This is a genomic window from Staphylococcus sp. EG-SA-14 (assembly GCF_017151935.1).
GTDB classification, from domain to species: Bacteria; Bacillota; Bacilli; order Staphylococcales; family Staphylococcaceae; genus Staphylococcus; species Staphylococcus aureus.
Genome location: NZ_JACVZM010000001.1, coordinates 267,510 through 286,585, shown reverse-complemented (window position 1 = coordinate 286,585; position 19,076 = coordinate 267,510). Strand labels below are relative to the sequence as shown.

At 34.2% G+C, this 19,076-nt stretch carries 15 protein-coding genes; 11 read left to right on the top strand and 4 right to left on the bottom strand.

What is annotated here, in order from left to right; genetic code table 11:
• Positions 1–7: 7 nt before the first annotated feature.
• From farE to IDG63_RS01365, 4 genes are all read left to right on the top strand, one after another.
• Complete coding sequence (gene farE / locus IDG63_RS01380) at positions 8–2,497, top strand: fatty acid efflux MMPL transporter FarE (protein WP_001051423.1); 2,490 nt, start codon at positions 8–10, stop codon at positions 2,495–2,497.
• 215 nt (positions 2,498–2,712) lie between these two features.
• Complete coding sequence (locus IDG63_RS01375; RefSeq protein WP_000932073.1) at positions 2,713–2,940, top strand: FeoA family protein; 228 nt, start codon at positions 2,713–2,715, stop codon at positions 2,938–2,940.
• A gap of 11 nt (positions 2,941–2,951) precedes the next feature.
• Positions 2,952–4,946: a ferrous iron transport protein B gene (feoB, locus tag IDG63_RS01370; protein ID WP_100127009.1), complete on the top strand. Its 1,995-nt coding sequence runs from the start codon at positions 2,952–2,954 to the stop codon at positions 4,944–4,946.
• A gap of 12 nt (positions 4,947–4,958) precedes the next feature.
• The gene (locus IDG63_RS01365) at positions 4,959–5,129 is read left to right on the top strand and encodes a FeoB-associated Cys-rich membrane protein (protein ID WP_000111118.1); all 171 of its coding nucleotides are present in this window, start codon (positions 4,959–4,961) and stop codon (positions 5,127–5,129) included.
• Between the two features lie 68 nt (positions 5,130–5,197).
• Here IDG63_RS01365 and clpL read toward each other — a convergent pair whose 3' ends face one another.
• Positions 5,198–7,303 (bottom strand): ATP-dependent Clp protease ATP-binding subunit ClpL, encoded by a 2,106-nt coding sequence (gene clpL, locus IDG63_RS01360; protein WP_001058023.1) that lies wholly within the window; start codon positions 7,301–7,303, stop codon positions 5,198–5,200.
• A gap of 408 nt (positions 7,304–7,711) precedes the next feature.
• Between clpL and IDG63_RS01355 the strand changes: the two genes are divergently transcribed.
• Positions 7,712–8,233, top strand: coding sequence for a methylated-DNA--[protein]-cysteine S-methyltransferase (locus tag IDG63_RS01355; RefSeq protein ID WP_000455990.1), 522 nt, complete (start codon positions 7,712–7,714; stop codon positions 8,231–8,233).
• A 164-nt stretch (positions 8,234–8,397) separates the two neighbouring features.
• Here IDG63_RS01355 and IDG63_RS01350 read toward each other — a convergent pair whose 3' ends face one another.
• Positions 8,398–9,564 (bottom strand): hydroxymethylglutaryl-CoA synthase, encoded by a 1,167-nt coding sequence (locus tag IDG63_RS01350; protein ID WP_000151982.1) that lies wholly within the window; start codon positions 9,562–9,564, stop codon positions 8,398–8,400.
• A gap of 253 nt (positions 9,565–9,817) precedes the next feature.
• Here IDG63_RS01350 and IDG63_RS01345 point away from each other — a divergent pair, with 253 nt between their 5' ends.
• A complete protein-coding gene (locus IDG63_RS01345) occupies positions 9,818–11,095 on the top strand; it encodes a hydroxymethylglutaryl-CoA reductase, degradative (RefSeq protein ID WP_001180325.1) in 1,278 nt (425 codons plus the stop codon).
• Between the two features lie 137 nt (positions 11,096–11,232).
• Here the strand turns inward: IDG63_RS01345 and IDG63_RS01340 are convergent, their stop codons facing one another.
• Positions 11,233–11,664: a CHAP domain-containing protein gene (locus tag IDG63_RS01340; RefSeq protein WP_000455861.1), complete on the bottom strand. Its 432-nt coding sequence runs from the start codon at positions 11,662–11,664 to the stop codon at positions 11,233–11,235.
• A gap of 389 nt (positions 11,665–12,053) precedes the next feature.
• Positions 12,054–12,272 carry a sterile alpha motif-like domain-containing protein gene (locus IDG63_RS01335; protein ID WP_000011687.1) on the bottom strand — a complete coding sequence of 73 codons (219 nt, stop codon included), beginning with the start codon at positions 12,270–12,272 and terminating at the stop codon, positions 12,054–12,056.
• A gap of 166 nt (positions 12,273–12,438) precedes the next feature.
• Here IDG63_RS01335 and cidR point away from each other — a divergent pair, with 166 nt between their 5' ends.
• From cidR to ptsG, 5 genes are all read left to right on the top strand, one after another.
• Positions 12,439–13,317, top strand: coding sequence for a cidABC operon transcriptional activator CidR (cidR, locus tag IDG63_RS01330; protein ID WP_000351761.1), 879 nt, complete (start codon positions 12,439–12,441; stop codon positions 13,315–13,317).
• A 212-nt stretch (positions 13,318–13,529) separates the two neighbouring features.
• Entirely contained in the window at positions 13,530–13,925 is a 396-nt protein-coding gene (gene cidA, locus IDG63_RS01325; protein ID WP_000549734.1) for a holin-like murein hydrolase modulator CidA, read from the top strand.
• The gene (locus IDG63_RS01320) at positions 13,918–14,607 is read left to right on the top strand and encodes an LrgB family protein (RefSeq protein WP_001001019.1); all 690 of its coding nucleotides are present in this window, start codon (positions 13,918–13,920) and stop codon (positions 14,605–14,607) included. Before cidA ends, IDG63_RS01320 begins: the two co-directional genes overlap by 8 nt.
• 46 nt (positions 14,608–14,653) lie before the next feature.
• Positions 14,654–16,393 (top strand): pyruvate oxidase, encoded by a 1,740-nt coding sequence (locus tag IDG63_RS01315; RefSeq protein WP_001062658.1) that lies wholly within the window; start codon positions 14,654–14,656, stop codon positions 16,391–16,393.
• 300 nt (positions 16,394–16,693) lie between these two features.
• A complete protein-coding gene (gene ptsG, locus IDG63_RS01310; RefSeq protein WP_000473675.1) occupies positions 16,694–18,760 on the top strand; it encodes a glucose-specific PTS transporter subunit IIBC in 2,067 nt (688 codons plus the stop codon).
• Positions 18,761–19,076 lie beyond the last annotated feature (316 nt).

Sequence of the window (19,076 nt, the reverse complement as noted above, 5' to 3'; positions counted from 1 at the left end):
ATATACTTTGGCAAAATTTTTATATAAGATGGGGACATTCATCGCAAAACATAAATGGTCCGCGGTCATTGCATGGATAGTGATTGTAGCTGCAATATTGATACCACTTGCTACAAATGCACCGAAATTTGACAATGATATTAAAATGACAGGATTAGAGTCGTTAGATACGAATAAAAAGATTGAAAAACATTTTAATCAAGATAGTGAAAAGGCACAAATACGTGTTGTCTTTAAGACGACTAAAGATGATGGTATTGTGCAACCGAACATTACTAAAGATATTAAGAAAACGTTAGATGATATTAAAAAAGATGACAAGCACATTGATAAAATATCAGATCCTTATGAAAATAAGCAAATTAGTAAAGATAAAACAACTGCATTTGCAGATATCACATATGACGTTAGTCAAACATCTTTAAAAGATGGCTCTAGAGATAATGTTAAAAGTCATTTGAAAGACTTACGTGACAATCATAATGTACAAACAGAGTTAACTGGTACAGGAATGACATCTACAGAAGTAGGCGGTAATTCTGAACTAGTTGGTATCATTGTTGCATTTGTAGTGTTATTGATTACATTTGGTTCAGTCATTGCTGCAGGATTACCAATTATAAGTGCATTGATTGGTCTAGCATCTGGGGTTGGCATTATCAGTTTGTTAACTTATGCATTTGATATACCAAATGTCACACTGACATTAGCCGTAATGATTGGACTAGCAGTTGGTATCGATTATGCATTATTTATTTTATTCAGATATCGACAAGTTATGAAAACTGAAACAGATTACATTAAAGGCATTGGTCTTGCAATAGGAACAGCAGGTAGCGCAGTCATCTTCGCTGGTGTGACAGTTGTGATTGCCGTATGCGGTTTATCGCTAGTTGGCATAGATTTCTTAGCAGTGATGGGGTTTGCTTCGGCAATTAGTGTTATATTTGCTGTATTCAGTGCACTGACTTTATTACCTGCGTTAATTAGTATTTTCCATAAACGCATTAAAGTGAACAAATTGCAGTCTAATTTTAAAAAAGATATTGATACGCCTTGGTCTAAATTTATTACAGGAAATGCACTTGCGGCAGTATTACTAGGTTTAATCATATTAGTAGCAGCTGCAATACCAGTTAGTCATATGCGACTTGGTATTCCAGATGACGGTGTTAAACCAGCAGATTCTACACAGAAAAAAGCTTACGATATAATCTCGGATAAATTTGGTGAAGGATTTAATGGCCAAATTCCGATGTTGATAAATGTGAAAGATAAAAAGGATGATCCACAAGGATTACAACAAGATTTACAGTCTGTATATAAAGATATTAAAGATAAGAAAAATGTAGATATCGTTACGCCGCCACAAATGAGTAAAGATAATGATTACGCTTTGATGGTCGTGATACCTAAGAAAGGGCCTAATGCAGAGAGTACAAATGATTTAGTGCATGATTTACGAGATTATCATAAAGATGCACAAGATAAATATGGGTTCAAAACGGAGATTTCGGGACAAAGTGTCATTAATATTGATATGTCTAAAAAGTTAAATGAGGCGATACCTTTATTTGCAACAGTAATTGTTGTATTGGCATTTTTCTTATTAATGATTGTCTTCCGTTCAATTCTAATACCGTTAAAAGCAGTTTTAGGATTTGTCTTGTCATTAATGGCAACGCTAGGATTTACAACATTAGTAATGCAAGATGGTTTTATGAAAGGTCTGTTTGGTATTGAAACGACAGGACCAATGCTAGCATTTTTACCGGTTATTACTATAGGTATCTTATTTGGATTAGCGATGGATTATGAAGTCTTCCTTATGTCGCGAATTCATGAAGAATATAGTAAAACAGGGGATAATGATTATTCTATCAAAGTAGGGTTGAAAGAAAGCGGTCCTGTTATTGTAGCAGCTGCATTAATCATGTTTAGTGTCTTCTTTGCGTTTGTATTCCAAGAAGATGTCATGATTAAATCAATGGGTATGGCATTAGCGTTTGGTGTACTCTTTGATGCCTTCGTAGTCAGAATGATGTTAATTCCTGCATTAACTAAATTGTTTGGAAAAGGTTCGTGGTATTTACCAGCATGGTTGAATCGCATTATTCCACGAGTTGATATTGAAGGACATGCACTTGAAAAATATAAAACGGTTGAATCACAGGAATCTGAAGCTAAAGATAGTAAGGAAACATACGACACAACCTTTAAAGTATATCCACAAGGTGCAACAAATGTATCGAAACATCAAGATGTACATGGGCAAGATGATGCACATTCAATAGTACTAGATGATAAAACGATGGCATTGTACCAAGAAGTGAAACAGCAATCAGCAAGTTCATTTTTCTTATATGATGCTTTAATAGATTATCAAAACAAGCATCAACTAAATTCAAAACAACAAGTAACGAATATAGAACAGTTGAATAAAAATATTGAAAAGCTCAATCAATTGTTAGAAAAAAATCTACGAAATAAATCATAAAATAACATGTACATGCCTCCGCTTTAAATGTCTATCAATGACATTTGAAGCGGAGGTTTTTTGCATGGAAGCGATTATACAAAATATTTTTGCAATGTCACAAATTTTACATGAAAAATGAAAATTATTTAAATAAATTATTGCGAGCTACAATTTTAAGGGTTATGATTTTTAAGTGATAATGATTATTATTTCTAATAGGAGAGCGAAATAGTATGTTAAACATTAAAAATGGTGAAATGAATAAGGCTTATAAAATAAAGCGAATGGATATTGCTAATGAGAATATGTTGTATCGTCTAAGTGCCTTTGGGTTAACAGATGACGCTATCATAACGATTAAACAAAAATGTTTATTTAAAGGGCCATGTATTATTGAAGTAAACGGACAACAGTTAAGTATTAGGCATTGCGATGCTTGTTCTATTGCATTAGAAGAATAGGAGCCGGACGAATGGAAAATTATTGTATTTTAGGAAATCCTAATGTTGGTAAAACATCTTTGTTTAACGCTTTAACTGGTTCGTATGAATATATAGGCAACTGGAGTGGCGTAACGGTAGAGAAAAAAATAGGGAAGCTAAAAGAAAATGTAGGACAATTAATTGATTTACCAGGTACATATGATTTATCGCCGATTTCTAAAGATGAAACTGTAGTGACAGACTATTTATTAAACGATTCATTTTCAGGAATCATTAACATTGTTGACGCGAGTCAACTAAAAAGGAATATGCAATTAACAGTACAATTGTTAGAACTTAATCAACCAATATACATCGGATTAAATATGATTGATGTAGCTACAAAGCGCGGGATAAAAATCGATTATCATAAATTGATGAAAAAGTTAAAAACACCTATTTTTCCAGTTGTGGCACGTACAGGCAAAGGAACTAAACATTTACTTGGCGAAATAAAGCATCTAGGGGAAGGGTATCAACCGCATTTTAAAATCAATTATGGTGAGAAGATTGAAGAGACAATTAAAAATATGTGTCAAATAATAATAACAGAGACATCTCATGATAAATATCAAGCTAGATTTATTGCGATTCAATTCTTATTAAATAACATGCAAATTGCAAACGAACTTAATTCAGAGGTTGTAAATAAATTGTCGAGTTTACGTGATCAAGTTGCTGAAAAAGTACAGGGTGTATCTGTTCGTCAAGAGATGGAGCGTATACGCAATCATTATATTGAGACGTTATTGCAAGACGTGGTAACGTATCCAGATGAAGATAAGCAATATTTCAGCTCTAGAATTGACAAGATATTAACGCATAAATATATAGGGATGCCTATCTTTCTAGCGATTATGTGGTTGATCTTTCAAACTACATTTACATGGATTGGCACACCTTTGTCAGATCAACTCGATGCATTTATAGGTGGTACATTTACGGATAGTGTGAAGACGATTATGAATTATCTTGGCGTTATACCATTTTTACAAGATTTAATTACAGATGGCATTATTGCTGGTGTAGGATCAGTATTAGTCTTTGTACCACAAATTGTTGTGCTCTTTTTCTTTATATCTTTATTAGAAGATTCAGGTTATATGGCACGTATTGCAGTTTTAATGGATCGTATTATGGAATCGTTCGGTTTAAGCGGGAAGTCTTTTATACCGATGATTATCGGATTTGGTTGTAACGTACCGAGTATTATGGCTGCGCGCAGTATTGAAAATGAAAAAGAGCGTTTAACAACGATATTAATTGCAACATTCATGTCATGCTCTGCTAGACTGCCAGTGTATGCGTTGTTCGTAGGTATCTTTTTCAAAGAGAATCAATCTTTAGTAGTATTAAGCTTGTATGTTTTAGGTATTATTATGGCATTTTTAGTCAGTACAGTACTTACTAAGACGATTTTAAAAAATGATAATGCAATCTTTATTGTGGAATTGCCAACATACCGTGTGCCTTCCATTAAAACGTTGTGGCGTAGTACTTGGGAAAAGGCTAAGGGCTTTGTTCGTAAAGCAGGTACATTTATTTTTGGCGGCTCAGTAGTCATTTGGCTATTAAGTTATGTAGGACCACATGGTATCAATGTGAATATCAATCAAAGTTTTTTACATATGGTTGGTAGTTTCTTTGGTATGTTAGTGCAACCGCTCGGATTTGGAACATGGCAAGCAGGTGCTACGTTAGTGCCAGGATTTTTAGCAAAAGAAGTTATCGTAAGTTCGATGGCGATTATCTATTCATCAGGTGATGCAGGCCTTGTTAATGTGATTCAAAATCAATTCACACCGCTATCTGCGTATGCATTTATGATATTTATACTATTGTATATTCCTTGTGTTTCTACAGTGGCAGCAATCCGTAAAGAGACTTATTCATGGAAATGGACGGCACTTGCAGTTGTCTATCCTCTAGTCACTGCATATGTCTTAACATTCATTTTTTATCAAATCGGACATTTATTTGTTTAAGGAGTGGTTAAAGTGTCAGTCATTATTAACATTTTAATTTTTTTAGCAATTTTCGGATATGCCTTGTATACACTAGTGAAATTTTTCAAACGTTCGAAACAAGGAAAATGTGGTACATGTGACATTAATCGTGATTGTTGTGGAACAGAACAGCACACAGCGAATCATTTTCCAGGGAAATAATTAAAAAAATGAGCACAGGCAAGGGCGACCTGATGCTCATTTTTGATGCGCGATATGTTAAAGTGTCGTTATTTACCTTTTACGACTAATTCGTTATCCTCAACATCTATATCCACATGTTTAACGTCTGTATGATCTAGATAGTAATCTGTAATTTTGTCACGTACTTGCTGTTCAACAATACGTCTTAATGGACGTGCACCTAATTCTTCATCATAGCCTTCTTCAATTAACCAATCTTTCGCATCTTGAGAAACGTCCATCGTAATACCTTTTTTATCTAATGTAACTTGTACATCGTCTAATAATAAGTTGACGATATCTTGCAATGCATCTTTATCTAAATGTAAGAATTGAACGATGCCGTTGAAGCGGTTAAGGAATTCAGGGCGGAAGAATTTTTTCATTTCGTGCATAATATCTTTTTCTTCAGCGTCATTGCCATTGCCAAAGCCAGCATTTGATGTACAAATAATAATTGTATTTTTAAAGTTGATGACATTACCTTGACCATCAGTCAAATTACCATCATCCATTACTTGTAATAACAATGTTAAAATTTGTGGATTTGCTTTTTCGATTTCATCAAATAGAATGACTGAGTATGGATTACGGCGTACTTTTTCAGTTAACGTATTTGAATTGTCATCATAACCGACATAACCAGCAGTTGTACCAATCATTTTTGAAACAGCTGTTGTGTCACTATATTCACTCATATCAAGTCGAATCAGTGCATCTTTATTACCAAATAGATCAATTGCTAATTGTTTAGCAAGCTCTGTTTTACCAACACCAGTAGGGCCAACAAATAGGAAACTGCCAATTGGACGGTTGCCGTCATCAAACCCAGCACGATTACGGCGAATTGCACGTGAAACCATTTCTACAGCTTGATCTTGACCTATGATTTTACTTCTTAAACGATTAGAAATATTTTTTAAACGTTCAATATCGTTATCATCCATTTGAGAAACTGGAATACCAGTTAATCGTTGAATAGTATCTGAAATATCATGAACTGTAGCAACAGCAGTATGTTCACCATTACTATTTTCTAATTTATCTTGTAATGATTTAATTTCATTTTGAATGTCGTCAGCTTTTTTATATTCTTCAGCACTTACCGCTTTACGTTTATCATTTTCTAATTCAGAAATTCGTTTTTCAGTTTCAACTTTATCGACAGCTGGACTTTGCGCAGATAAATGTGCTGCTGTAATATCTAACACATCGATTGCTTTATCTGGTAATAATCGTTGTGGAATATATTGAATTGATAAGTCAACACATGCTTTTAATACGTCATCTGGTAATTTTACTTGATGGTGTTCTTCGAATTTTTCGCGAATACCTTTTAAAATTTCCACAGTATCTTTAGCACTTGGTTCATTAACAAGTACTTCATTAAATCTGCGCGTTAATGCAGCATCTTTAAGAATATTGTTTCGATATTCATCTTGTGTTGTTGCACCAATAATAGAAATCTCACCACGACTTAATGCAGGTTTCAAAATATCAGATAACCCTTTGCTACCTGAATCACTTCCTGTGGCACCTGAACCGATAATTTGATGGATTTCATCAAAGAATAGTACGGCATTTTGTGAAGATTTAACACCTTCGATTAATTTTTGAATATTTTCTTCAAAAGCACCACGATATTGCGTTCCAGCTTCTAATGATGAAATATCTACAGAAATAATTTCTTTGTCTTTGATTGCTGCTGGTACATTTCCTTCAACGATTGCCTGTGCTAAACCTTCAACAATCGCAGTTTTACCAACACCAGCTTCTCCAACTAATATAGGATTGTTTTTAGTTCGTCTACTTAAGACTTCAGCAGTTTCTTGAATTTCTTTATCACGACCAATGACTGGATCTAATAAACCGTCACGTGCTTCTTGCGTAAGGTTACGACCAATTTGTTCTAAATAATTGCCGTTGCCACCTTGTTGCCCTTGTTGTCTTTGTGCTGCTTGTTGAAAAGCTTGCGCACTTTGTTCAGCAGAGTGATTGCCACCTTGTTGTGTGAGTTGCGCTAGTTCTTCAGGTGAAACTTCTTTACCATTAATATAGTACTTTTTGTTACCGACTTGATTTGAACCTTGCATATCTTGCATCATTCTTCGAAAAATTGAATCAAAGTCGCTATTGAAAAAATCGTTATTCATATAACATCACCTCTAAATTTTTTTGAACTAAACAAAAAAGAAATTACTTTTGAAGCGTTATGCAAACTATAAACAATTGCTCTTATATTTTTCCACTAATAATAGATGATTAAACAGAATATTTTTAAAACTTTATGAATATTGTGTGTTATTTTTAATAAGTAATTATAGGTTTAATAAAATATTAAGGATCCATTGCATTTTCAATATTTTAATTTAAGATTTGGTTTACAAAGTAAGAGGTTAGCGCGTGTAGTAAGATATGTAACTGTATATTGCAGCAAAGTGATAGCTGGTATTACGTGTTTATATACGTAATTGACGACTTATTTATTTTTAAAAAATGTGAACATGAATATTTTCTAATTTAACAATTAAGGCGTATGATTAGAAAAAGGGGGCATTTTTATGGAGTATAAGAGTTACTATGATTCGCCTGTAGGACGATTGGAACTTGTGAGTGATGGGGGAAGTCTGACCGCTGTTTTGTTTGAAAATCAACAAGGTGATGGTACTAGGGAAGAAAATACGTCTTTAGCGATATTTAAAGAGGCGACACAGTGGTTAGACGCGTATTTTAAAGGTGACAATCCTGAAATCACAATACCTTTAAAGCCAACAGGTAGTCATTTTCAACAGTGTGTTTGGAATGAATTAAGACAGGTTCCTTATGGGACTCTAACAACGTATGGTGCTATTGCCAAAAAAGTAGGCAAGGTGCTTGATAAGCCAAAAATGTCAGCCCAAGCGGTTGGAGGTGCAGTCGGAAGTAATCCATTATCAATTATCGTGCCATGTCATCGTGTTGTCGGTAAAACGGGTAGCTTAACAGGATTCGGTGGAACGATTAATAATAAAATTAAGCTGTTAGAGTTGGAGAATATCGATATGTCAAAGCTTTATATACCTAAACACAGTACAAAGCCGTAACGTATAAGGGGTATATTAAAAATTTCAATAATGTGTCAAATAGGCATAATGAATTCATTCAATACGAAGTGTTATAAATAGAGAACAGCAGTAAGACGATTTCAATGAGAAGTGGTCTTACTGCTGTTTTTAGGTTATATTTAAATGTCTTTCAAATACACAGATTACTCTGGTCTGTGATATTCGCGAACGTTATTTTCAATATTTGATAAGTAGAAAATATGACGATCTTCATGAACAGCATCTTGTTCTTCGTCAAATTCAACGTCATCAAAACGTTTGAAGAATGTTTCATATGCATCAACAGATACTTCAGTACGGTTATTTAATAATGCTTTATGTGCAGCTTGATCTAAATGATCTTTGTAGCCTTCAACTAATGTCGCACTATAAAATTCACCAACTGAACCTGAGCCATAACTGAATAAACCGATTGTTTCACCAGCTTGTAAATCACGATTTTCAAGTAATGATATTAGGCTTAAATATAATGATCCAGTATAAATATTACCGACATAACGGTTATAATCTACAGCATCTTCATATCCTGAACGTAAACGCTCTTGAGTTGTTTCATCAGCGTTATCAATGATTGACTCTAATGCCTTTTTACCCATTTTTGTAAATGGAACATGGAAGCATAGAGATGCGAAGTCAGCTAGCGACTTACCTTGACGTTTTGCGTATTCATTCCAGCTTTGTTGGAATGAGCGGATATAAGCATCTTTAGATAATGCACCATCAACTAATGGATATTTATGTCCAGTTGGACGCCAGAAATCATAAACGTCTTCAGTGTAAGCAACAGCATCTTCATTTAATGCCAAAATGCTTGGATTATGTGCAATAACCATCGCAACTGCGCCAGCACCTTGTGTTGGCTCGCCGCCTGAATTCAATCCATAACGTGCTGTATCTGTAGCAATAACTAATACTTTTTCATTCGGTCTAGTTGCTAAATAATCTTTAGCTAATTGAATTGCTGGTGTTGCAGCATAACAAGCTTCTTTCATTTCAAAGCAACGTGCAAAAGGTTGAATACCTAATAAGTTGTGAATTTGAACAGCGGCTGCTTTAGCAGCATCAACTGCTGATTCAGTTGCCACAATTACCATACCAATTTTCTTTTTGTCTTCGTCTGTTATAATGTCCTTAGCAGCATTAGCGCCCATTGAAACGATGTCTTGGTTTACAGGACTAACAGCCATTTCAGTTTGACCAATACCAATTAAAAATTTGTTTGGATCTACTTGGCGTGCTTCTGCTAATTTAGCCATGTCTACATAGTACTTTGGAACGTAAAAGTTTATTTTATCGATACCTATTGTCATAAGGTTTTACATCCTTTCAAATTTATAAAAGCAACACTTGTATCATATCAGAATATGCTAATTTTATACAAAGAAATATACTAAATTTAAAAATGATTTGTCGTTTCTTGTAAGCGTTTTAATTTACCTTGTTTTATTTTAAAGTCAAAACGACAATTATTCAATTGAATTTTAAGACGAATGACGTTATTTTGTGGTAAAAATAGTAGTGATTGAAATGTTAAAAATTATGTGAAGTAAAAGGAGTACGTCCATGCAAAATTTAGATAAGAATTTTCGACATTTATCTCGTAAAGAAAAGTTACAACAATTGGTTGATAAGCAATGGTTATCAGAAGAACAATTCGACATTTTACTGAATCATCCATTAATCGATGAAGAAGTAGCCAATAGTTTAATTGAAAATGTCATCGCGCAAGGTGCATTACCCGTTGGATTATTACCGAATATCATTGTGGACGATAAGGCATATGTTGTACCTATGATGGTGGAAGAGCCTTCAGTTGTCGCTGCAGCTAGTTATGGTGCAAAGCTAGTGAATCAGACTGGCGGATTTAAAACGGTATCTTCTGAACGTATTATGATAGGTCAAATCGTCTTTGATGGCGTTGACGATACTGAAAAATTATCAGCAGACATTAAAGCTTTAGAAAAGCAAATTCATAAAATTGCGGATGAGGCATATCCTTCTATTAAAGCGCGTGGTGGTGGTTACCAACGTATAGCGATTGATACATTTCCTGAGCAACAGTTACTATCTTTAAAAGTATTTGTTGATACGAAAGATGCTATGGGCGCTAATATGCTTAATACGATTTTAGAGGCCATAACTGCATTTTTAAAAAATGAATTTCCGCAAAGCGACATTTTAATGAGTATTTTATCCAATCATGCAACAGCGTCCGTTGTTAAAGTTCAAGGCGAAATTGATGTTAAAGATTTAGCAAGGGGCGAGAGAACTGGAGAAGAGGTTGCCAAACGAATGGAGCGTGCTTCTGTACTTGCACAAGTTGATATTCATCGTGCTGCAACACATAATAAAGGTGTTATGAATGGCATACATGCCGTTGTTTTAGCAACAGGAAATGATACGCGTGGGGCAGAAGCAAGTGCGCATGCATACGCAAGTCGTGACGGACAGTATCGTGGTATTGCTACATGGCGTTACGATCAAGATCGTCAACGATTGATTGGTACAATTGAAGTGCCTATGACATTGGCAATTGTTGGGGGTGGTACGAAAGTATTACCAATAGCTAAAGCTTCATTAGAGCTACTAAATGTAGAGTCAGCACAAGAATTAGGTCATGTAGTTGCTGCCGTTGGTTTAGCGCAAAACTTTGCAGCATGTCGCGCGCTTGTGTCAGAAGGTATTCAACAAGGTCATATGAGTTTACAATATAAATCATTAGCTATTGTTGTAGGAGCAAAAGGTGATGAAATTGCTAAAGTAGCTGAAGCTTTGAAAAAAGAACCCCGTGCAAATACACAAGCAGCGGAACGTATTTTACAAGAAATTAGACAACAATAGTAAATGGCGAATAGCGATTTTAAAGAAAAGTTTAAGTCAGTCCATCGTAGCGCTTAGATAAATTAATATGAACAAAAATAAAAACTTCTATCACACGCATACAGGAAATTGAAGCGTTCGTGATAGAAGTTTTTTGATTAGTAAATATAGTTAAAGTTACGTGCTGCCTTTTTGCTTAGTACACGTGTATTGTATTTTAATGGGCGATAAAAGTTGTATTCTGAAACTTTAATACTACCGTTTTTATATACTTGTTCAACAACTGCGACATGTCCATAATATCCTGCAGTTGATTGCATGACAGCAAATTTTCTTGGTGTACGACCAGTCGCATATTTTGATTTACGTGCATTGTAATACCAATTTTTAGCATTGCCCCATCTATTAGAAACAGGTTTACCGACTTGTGCGCGACGTTTAAATGCCCACCATGTACATTGGTTTTTACTATAATAATTAACTGCGGCATGCGATTGATGCGTTTGTTCGACGGATTGATAAGTGAAATCTGCTGAGAAAAGTACTGCAAAAGCAATTAATAAACGAATTAGTATCTTTTTATATTCCATTTTTATCTCCCAAGTTAATTTTTTTCTTTATTCAACGTTAATTATGATAACAAAATTTTTTTAGAAAACAATGCAAGCAATCAACAATAAAAGTAACTGTAATGAAGTTGTCATATAAAGTGTTGAATTGTAATAAAAATGGATTTTTTCATAAAATGTAGAAATTCATGTATTTAACAATTAATTGTCATAGTGATACAAGGATGTCAGAATTGATTAACAGCGGATATTAGTGGGAAAATATAAAATGATTTAAAAGAAAAGGTACGTGGTTCTATAACTGAAAGAAAATAGCAATCACAATATACTAAATGTAGCGATAACATTAAAAATAGCGCCCTGCAATCAGAGCGCTAACATGAGATGATGTGACTCCATGTATTCATGTATCATTGTACATTTGTGAATTGGTTGAAAACTGATAGTGCCCGTTTAATTACAGGTACTGAGATGCTTTCAGGACATGGATTTGTTCGAAAATATGACAATATTTCACTATGGCTCTTCACTTCTCTAGGGAAATTGCTATCTTGATTAATCCAATCAACCAATTCACCTAATGGTGTGTCATCACCAAGAAAACTTTGCATAAATTCGTAAAAGCTCAATACCTCACCTCGAATAACAAACTTGAGCCATTAATATAATACCATAAAAGAATGTGTATTTTACATAAAACTTTTTATAAAGCAATTTTATGAATCTAAATTTATTGAATGTTTAAGAAGTTGTGTATAATGAAATAAACGTGTTGAAATAGTTAGGATGATGTTAGTGGATATCAAACATATGAAATATTTTATTGAAGTCGTTAAGCAAGGAGGCATGACTAATGCTTCCAAATCATTATATATTGCACAACCTACAATTAGTAAAGCAATTAAAGATATTGAAAATGAAATGGGCACGCCCTTATTTGATAGAAGTAAAAGACATTTAATTCTTACCGATGCAGGTCAAATTTTTTATGAGAAAAGTAAAGAAATTGTTGCACTGTATGATTATTTACCATCTGAAATGGAACGCTTGAATGGACTGGAAACAGGGCATATAAACATGGGTATGTCGGCAGTCATGAATATGAAGATTCTTATCAATATTCTTGGTGCATTCCATCAACAATATCCAAATGTTACATATAATTTAATAGAAAATGGCGGCAAAACGATTGAACAGCAAATTATCAATGATGAAGTAGATATAGGCGTGACCACTTTGCCAGTCGATCATCATATTTTCGATTATACTACCCTAGATAAGGAAGATTTGCGACTTATCGTGAGCAGAGAGCATCGACTCGCAAAATATGAAACTGTTAAACTCGAAGATTTAGCAGGTGAAGACTTCATTTTATTTAATAAAGACTTTTACTTGAATGATAAAATTATTGAAAATGCTAAAAACGTTGGCTTTGTTCCGAATACTGTAGCGCAAATTTCACAATGGCATGTTATAGAAGATTTAGTTACGAATGAATTAGGTATTAGTATTTTACCAACATCAATTTCAGAGCAACTAAATGGAGATGTGAAGCTGCTACGCATTGAAGATGCTCATGTACATTGGGAATTAGGTGTTGTTTGGAAGAAGGATAAACAATTAAGTCATGCCACAACGAAATGGATAGAATTTTTGAAAGACCGTTTAGGCTAACATATTAATAAAGCACTCATTATTTAAGGCGCATCATTACGTGGGTCATTGAAATAATGAGTGTTTTTTTGTGAAAATGAAGTGAAATTTAGAGAGCGTTTCCATAGAAAATAGTAATACAAACTATAAAAAAAGAGTATTTTTATATTGTGTACGCCATCTTTATAATAGTTATTGTAACAATTTAGACATATTTAGAAAGGGATGGCGCCATGCACAAAGTCCAATTAATAATCAAACTACTACTACAACTAGGAATCATCATTGTGATTACTTATATTGGCACAGAAATTCAAAAGATTTTTCATCTTCCCTTAGCCGGCAGTATTGTTGGTCTATTTTTATTTTATTTACTATTACAATTTAAGATTGTACCGCTAACTTGGGTAGAAGACGGTGCAAACTTTTTATTAAAGACGATGGTCTTTTTCTTCATACCGTCAGTTGTAGGTATTATGGATGTTGCTTCCGAAATTACGCTAAATTATATACTCTTTTTCGCAGTCATTATCATAGGAACATGTATCGTTGCATTATCTTCAGGTTATATTGCTGAAAAAATGTCTGTTAAACATAAACATCGTAAAGGTGTAGACGCTTATGAATGATTACGTGCAAGCCTTATTAATGATTTTGTTGACTGTCGTTTTATATTATTTCGCTAAAAGGTTACAACAAAAATATCCGAACCCATTTTTGAATCCAGCATTAATTGCATCTTTAGGAATTATTTTTGTCTTACTTATCTTTGGAATTAGTTATAACGGGTATATGAAAGGTGGCAGTTGGATCAACCATATTTTAAACGCAACGGTCGTATGTTTAGCGTACCCACTTTATAAAAATAGAGAGAAAATTAAAGACAATGTCTCTATCATTTTTGCAAGTGTATTAACTGGCGTCATGCTGAATTTCATGTTAGTGTTCTTAACACTTAAAGCATTTGGCTATTCTAAAGACGTCATTGTAACGTTATTGCCCCGATCTATAACAGCCGCAGTAGGTATCGAAGTGTCACATGAACTAGGTGGTACAGATACGATGACCGTACTTTTTATTATCACAACGGGTTTAATCGGTAGTATTTTAGGTTCGATGTTATTAAGATTTGGAAGATTTGAATCTTCTATCGCCAAAGGTTTAACGTATGGGAATGCGTCACATGCATTTGGCACAGCTAAAGCACTAGAAATGGATATTGAATCCGGTGCATTTAGTTCAATTGGGATGATTTTAACTGCAGTTATTAGTTCAGTGTTAATACCTGTTCTAATTTTATTATTCTATTAATTTAGATATTTAAAATGATAGACAGAAAGGGAGGCTATTAGTAATAATGGCAAAAATAAAAGCAAATGAAGCATTAGTTAAAGCATTACAAGCATGGGATATAGATCACTTGTATGGTATTCCAGGAGACTCAATCGACGCAGTAGTCGATAGTTTACGTACAGTGAGAGATCAATTTAAATTTTATCATGTACGTCATGAAGAAGTAGCAAGCTTAGCGGCTGCTGGTTACACAAAATTAACTGGTAAAATCGGTGTGGCATTAAGTATCGGTGGCCCTGGTTTAATTCATTTATTAAATGGTATGTATGATGCCAAAATGGATAATGTACCGCAATTAATATTATCTGGACAAACGAATAGTACAGCACTTGGAACGAAAGCATTCCAAGAAACAAATTTACAAAAATTATGTGAAGATGTAGCCGTTTATAATCACCAAATTGAAAAAGGTGACAATGTGTTTGAAATCGTTAACGAAGCAATTCGTACGGCATATGAACAAAAAGGTGTAGCTGTTGTTATTTGTCCTAACGACTTATTAACTGAAAAAATTAAAGATACAACGAATAAACCAGTAGATACATCAAGACCAACAGTAGTATCACCAAAATATAAAGACATTAAAAAAGCTGTTAAATTAATCAATAAGAGTAAAAAGCCGGTTATGTTAATTGGTGTAGGTGCGAAACATGCGAAAGATGAGCTACGTGAATTTATTGAAATGGCTAAAATTCCTGTCATTCATTCATTACCAGCTAAAACAATCTTGCCGGATGATCATCCATATAGTATCGGTAACTTAGGTAAAATCGGTACCAAAACATCTTATCAAACAATGCAGGAAGCGGATTTATTAATTATGGTTGGTACAAACTATCCATATGTGGATTACTTACCTAAGAAAAATATTAAAGCCATTCAAATTGACACAAATCCTAAAAATATCGGACATCGTTTCAATATTAATGTAGGAATTGTTGGAGATAGTAAAATTGCGTTGCATCAGTTAACTGAAAATATTAAACATGTTGCTGAAAGACCATTCTTAAACAAAACGTTAGAACGTAAAGCGGTTTGGGATAAATGGATGGAACAAGATAAAAATAATAATAGTAAACCATTACGTCCAGAACGATTAATGGCATCAATCAATAAATTTATTAAAGATGATGCAGTGATTTCAGCAGATGTAGGTACAGCAACAGTTTGGTCAACTCGATACTTAAACCTTGGTGTAAATAACAAGTTCATCATTTCAAGTTGGTTAGGTACAATGGGTTGCGGTCTTCCAGGTGCAATTGCATCAAAAATTGCATATCCAAATAGACAAGCCATCGCAATTGCTGGTGACGGTGCATTCCAAATGGTAATGCAAGACTTCGCTACAGCAGTACAATATGATTTACCTTTAACTGTATTTGTACTTAATAACAAACAGTTAGCATTTATTAAATATGAACAACAAGCAGCTGGTGAATTAGAATATGCAGTTGATTTTTCTGATATGGATCATGCAAAATTTGCTGAGGCAGCAGGTGGTAAAGGTTATACAATTAAGAGTGCTAGCGAAGTAGATGCTATAGTCGAAGAGGCATTAGCACAAGATGTACCAACGATTGTAGATGTATATGTTGATCCTAATGCTGCGCCATTACCAGGTAAAATTGTAAATGAAGAAGCGCTTGGTTATGGTAAGTGGGCATTTAGATCAATTACTGAAGATAAACATTTAGATTTAGATCAAATTCCACCAATTTCAGTGGCAGCAAAACGTTTCTTATAACTGATTTAAAGGTTATCACAATTGAATTGAACTATAAAAACGGTAATTTCTATTTCAACAAAATGGGAATTGCCGTTTTGTTTATTTATCACAAATGATCGTACTGAATTGATGATAAAATTGTGAAAAAGTTGTTGAAAACGCTTTTACAAATATGTATAATAGCTATGAATTAGATATCACTTGCGTGTTACTGGTAATGCAGGCATGAGCAAACAACCGCACTATGAGAATAGTCTTGTTTGTTCATGCCTGCTTTTTTTGTACATGGAAGCGGAAATTGAGATAGGGGATGTTTATATGTTTAAGAAATTGTTTGGACAATTGCAACGTATCGGTAAAGCATTAATGTTACCTGTTGCGATTTTACCAGCAGCTGGTATTTTATTAGCGTTTGGTAACGCAATGCACAACGAACAATTAGTAGAAATTGCACCATGGTTAAAAAACGATATCATTGTAATGATTTCGTCGGTCATGGAAGCAGCAGGACAAGTTGTATTTGATAACTTGCCATTATTATTTGCAGTTGGTACAGCACTTGGATTAGCAGGAGGAGACGGTGTTGCAGCATTAGCAGCGCTAGTAGGTTACTTAATTATGAATGCAACAATGGGGAAAGTGTTGCACATTACAATTGATGACATTTTCTCATATGCCAAAGGGGCAAAAGAATTAAGTCAAGCAGCGAAAGAACCAGCACATGCTTTAGTATTAGGTATTCCAACGTTACAAACGGGTGTGTTTGGTGGTATTATCATGGGTGCTTTAGCCGCATGGTGTTACAACAAATTTTATAATATTACACTACCACCATTTTTAGGATTCTTTGCAGGTAAACGATTTGTACCGATTGTGACATCGGTCGTAGCAATCGCAACAGGTGTGCTTTTAAGCTTTGCGTGGCCACCAATTCAAGATGGATTAAATAGTTTATCGAATTTCTTATTAAATAAAAATTTAACATTAACAACGTTTATATTCGGTATTATTGAACGCTCATTAATTCCATTTGGTTTACATCATATTTTCTATTCACCGTTCTGGTTTGAATTCGGAAGTTATACAAATCACGCAGGTGAATTGGTTCGTGGTGACCAACGTATTTGGATGGCACAATTGAAAGATGGCGTACCATTTACTGCTGGTGCATTTACTACTGGTAAATATCCATTTATGATGTTTGGTTTACCAGCGGCGGCATTTGCTATTTATAAAAATGCACGACCAGAACGTAAAAAAGTCGTGGGTGGTTTAATGTTATCAGCAGGATTAACTGCATTTTTAACTGGTATCACTGAGCCATTAGAATTTTCATTCTTATTTGTAGCACCAGTACTTTATGGAATTCACGTATTATTAGCTGGTACATCATTCTTAGTAATGCATTTATTAGGCGTTAAAATTGGTATGACATTCTCAGGTGGTTTCATAGATTATATTTTATATGGTTTATTAAACTGGGATCGTTCACACGCATTATTAGTTATTCCAGTCGGTATTGTATATGCTATCGTGTATTACTTCTTATTCGACTTTGCAATTCGTAAGTTTAAATTGAAAACACCAGGTCGTGAAGATGAAGAAACTGAAATTCGTAACTCTAGTGTCGCAAAATTACCATTTGATGTCTTAGATGCAATGGGTGGAAAAGAAAACATTAAACATTTAGATGCATGTATTACACGTCTACGCGTAGAAGTGGTTGATAAATCAAAAGTAGATGTAGCAGGTATTAAAGCTTTAGGCGCATCAGGTGTATTAGAAGTTGGAAACAATATGCAAGCTATCTTTGGTCCAAAATCAGATCAAATTAAACATGATATGGCCAAGATTATGAGTGGTGAAATTACGAAACCAAGTGAAACGACAGTGACTGAAGAAATGTCAGATGAACCAGTTCACGTAGAAGCACTTGGAACAACAGACATCTATGCACCAGGTATCGGTCAAATCATTCCATTATCAGAAGTACCTGATCAAGTATTCGCTGGTAAAATGATGGGTGATGGTGTTGGCTTTATCCCTGAAAAAGGTGAAATTGTAGCACCGTTTGATGGTACAGTGAAAACAATCTTCCCTACGAAACATGCGATAGGATTAGAATCTGAAAGTGGCGTCGAAGTACTTATTCATATTGGTATCGATACAGTGAAACTGAATGGTGAAGGATTCGAAAGTCTGATTAACGTTGATGAAAAAGTAACACAAGGTCAACCATTAATGAAAGTGAATTTAGCATACTTGAAAGCACACGCACCAAGCATCGTTACACCAATGATTATTACAAATCTTGAAAATAAAGAACTTGTCATTGAAGATGTACAAGATGCTGATCCAGGTAAGCTAATTATGACAGTCAAATAATGATTAAAAATGAAACAGCATATCAAATGAATGAACTTTTAGTCATTCGTAGTGCGTATGCGAAGTAGCGAGTTGAAAGAGAATACGTTACAAAAGGCAGTAGCTTAAAATGAAGCTACTGCCTTTTTAGTGCGCAATGATGTATAGCAATGGCATAGATGTTAGTTTGGGGGATAGAAAGTAGGGATTGTACTTTTTGTACATTTTAGAAAAATGCATCTTCACGACTAGTCAAATTAATAACGTCATTGAAAAGTTTGATTTTCCGTAATAAAGTTCAATTGCTTGTATTTTTATCATGAAAGTAATAAAAATA

What these genes read in the sequence shown, in the direction of transcription:
- ptsG (WP_000473675.1), top strand. Translation starts at nt 16,694, where the DNA reads ATGTTTAAGAAATTGTTTGGACAATTGCAACGTATCGGTAAAGCATTA.
- feoB (WP_100127009.1), top strand. Translation starts at nt 2,952, where the DNA reads ATGGAAAATTATTGTATTTTAGGAAATCCTAATGTTGGTAAAACATCT.
- IDG63_RS01315 (WP_001062658.1), top strand. Translation starts at nt 14,654, where the DNA reads ATGGCAAAAATAAAAGCAAATGAAGCATTAGTTAAAGCATTACAAGCA.
- IDG63_RS01340 (WP_000455861.1), bottom strand. Translation starts at nt 11,664, where the DNA reads ATGGAATATAAAAAGATACTAATTCGTTTATTAATTGCTTTTGCAGTA.
- clpL (WP_001058023.1), bottom strand. Translation starts at nt 7,303, where the DNA reads ATGAATAACGATTTTTTCAATAGCGACTTTGATTCAATTTTTCGAAGA.
- IDG63_RS01320 (WP_001001019.1), top strand. Translation starts at nt 13,918, where the DNA reads ATGAATGATTACGTGCAAGCCTTATTAATGATTTTGTTGACTGTCGTT.
- IDG63_RS01375 (WP_000932073.1), top strand. Translation starts at nt 2,713, where the DNA reads ATGTTAAACATTAAAAATGGTGAAATGAATAAGGCTTATAAAATAAAG.
- IDG63_RS01350 (WP_000151982.1), bottom strand. Translation starts at nt 9,564, where the DNA reads ATGACAATAGGTATCGATAAAATAAACTTTTACGTTCCAAAGTACTAT.
- cidA (WP_000549734.1), top strand. Translation starts at nt 13,530, where the DNA reads ATGCACAAAGTCCAATTAATAATCAAACTACTACTACAACTAGGAATC.
- IDG63_RS01345 (WP_001180325.1), top strand. Translation starts at nt 9,818, where the DNA reads ATGCAAAATTTAGATAAGAATTTTCGACATTTATCTCGTAAAGAAAAG.
- IDG63_RS01355 (WP_000455990.1), top strand. Translation starts at nt 7,712, where the DNA reads ATGGAGTATAAGAGTTACTATGATTCGCCTGTAGGACGATTGGAACTT.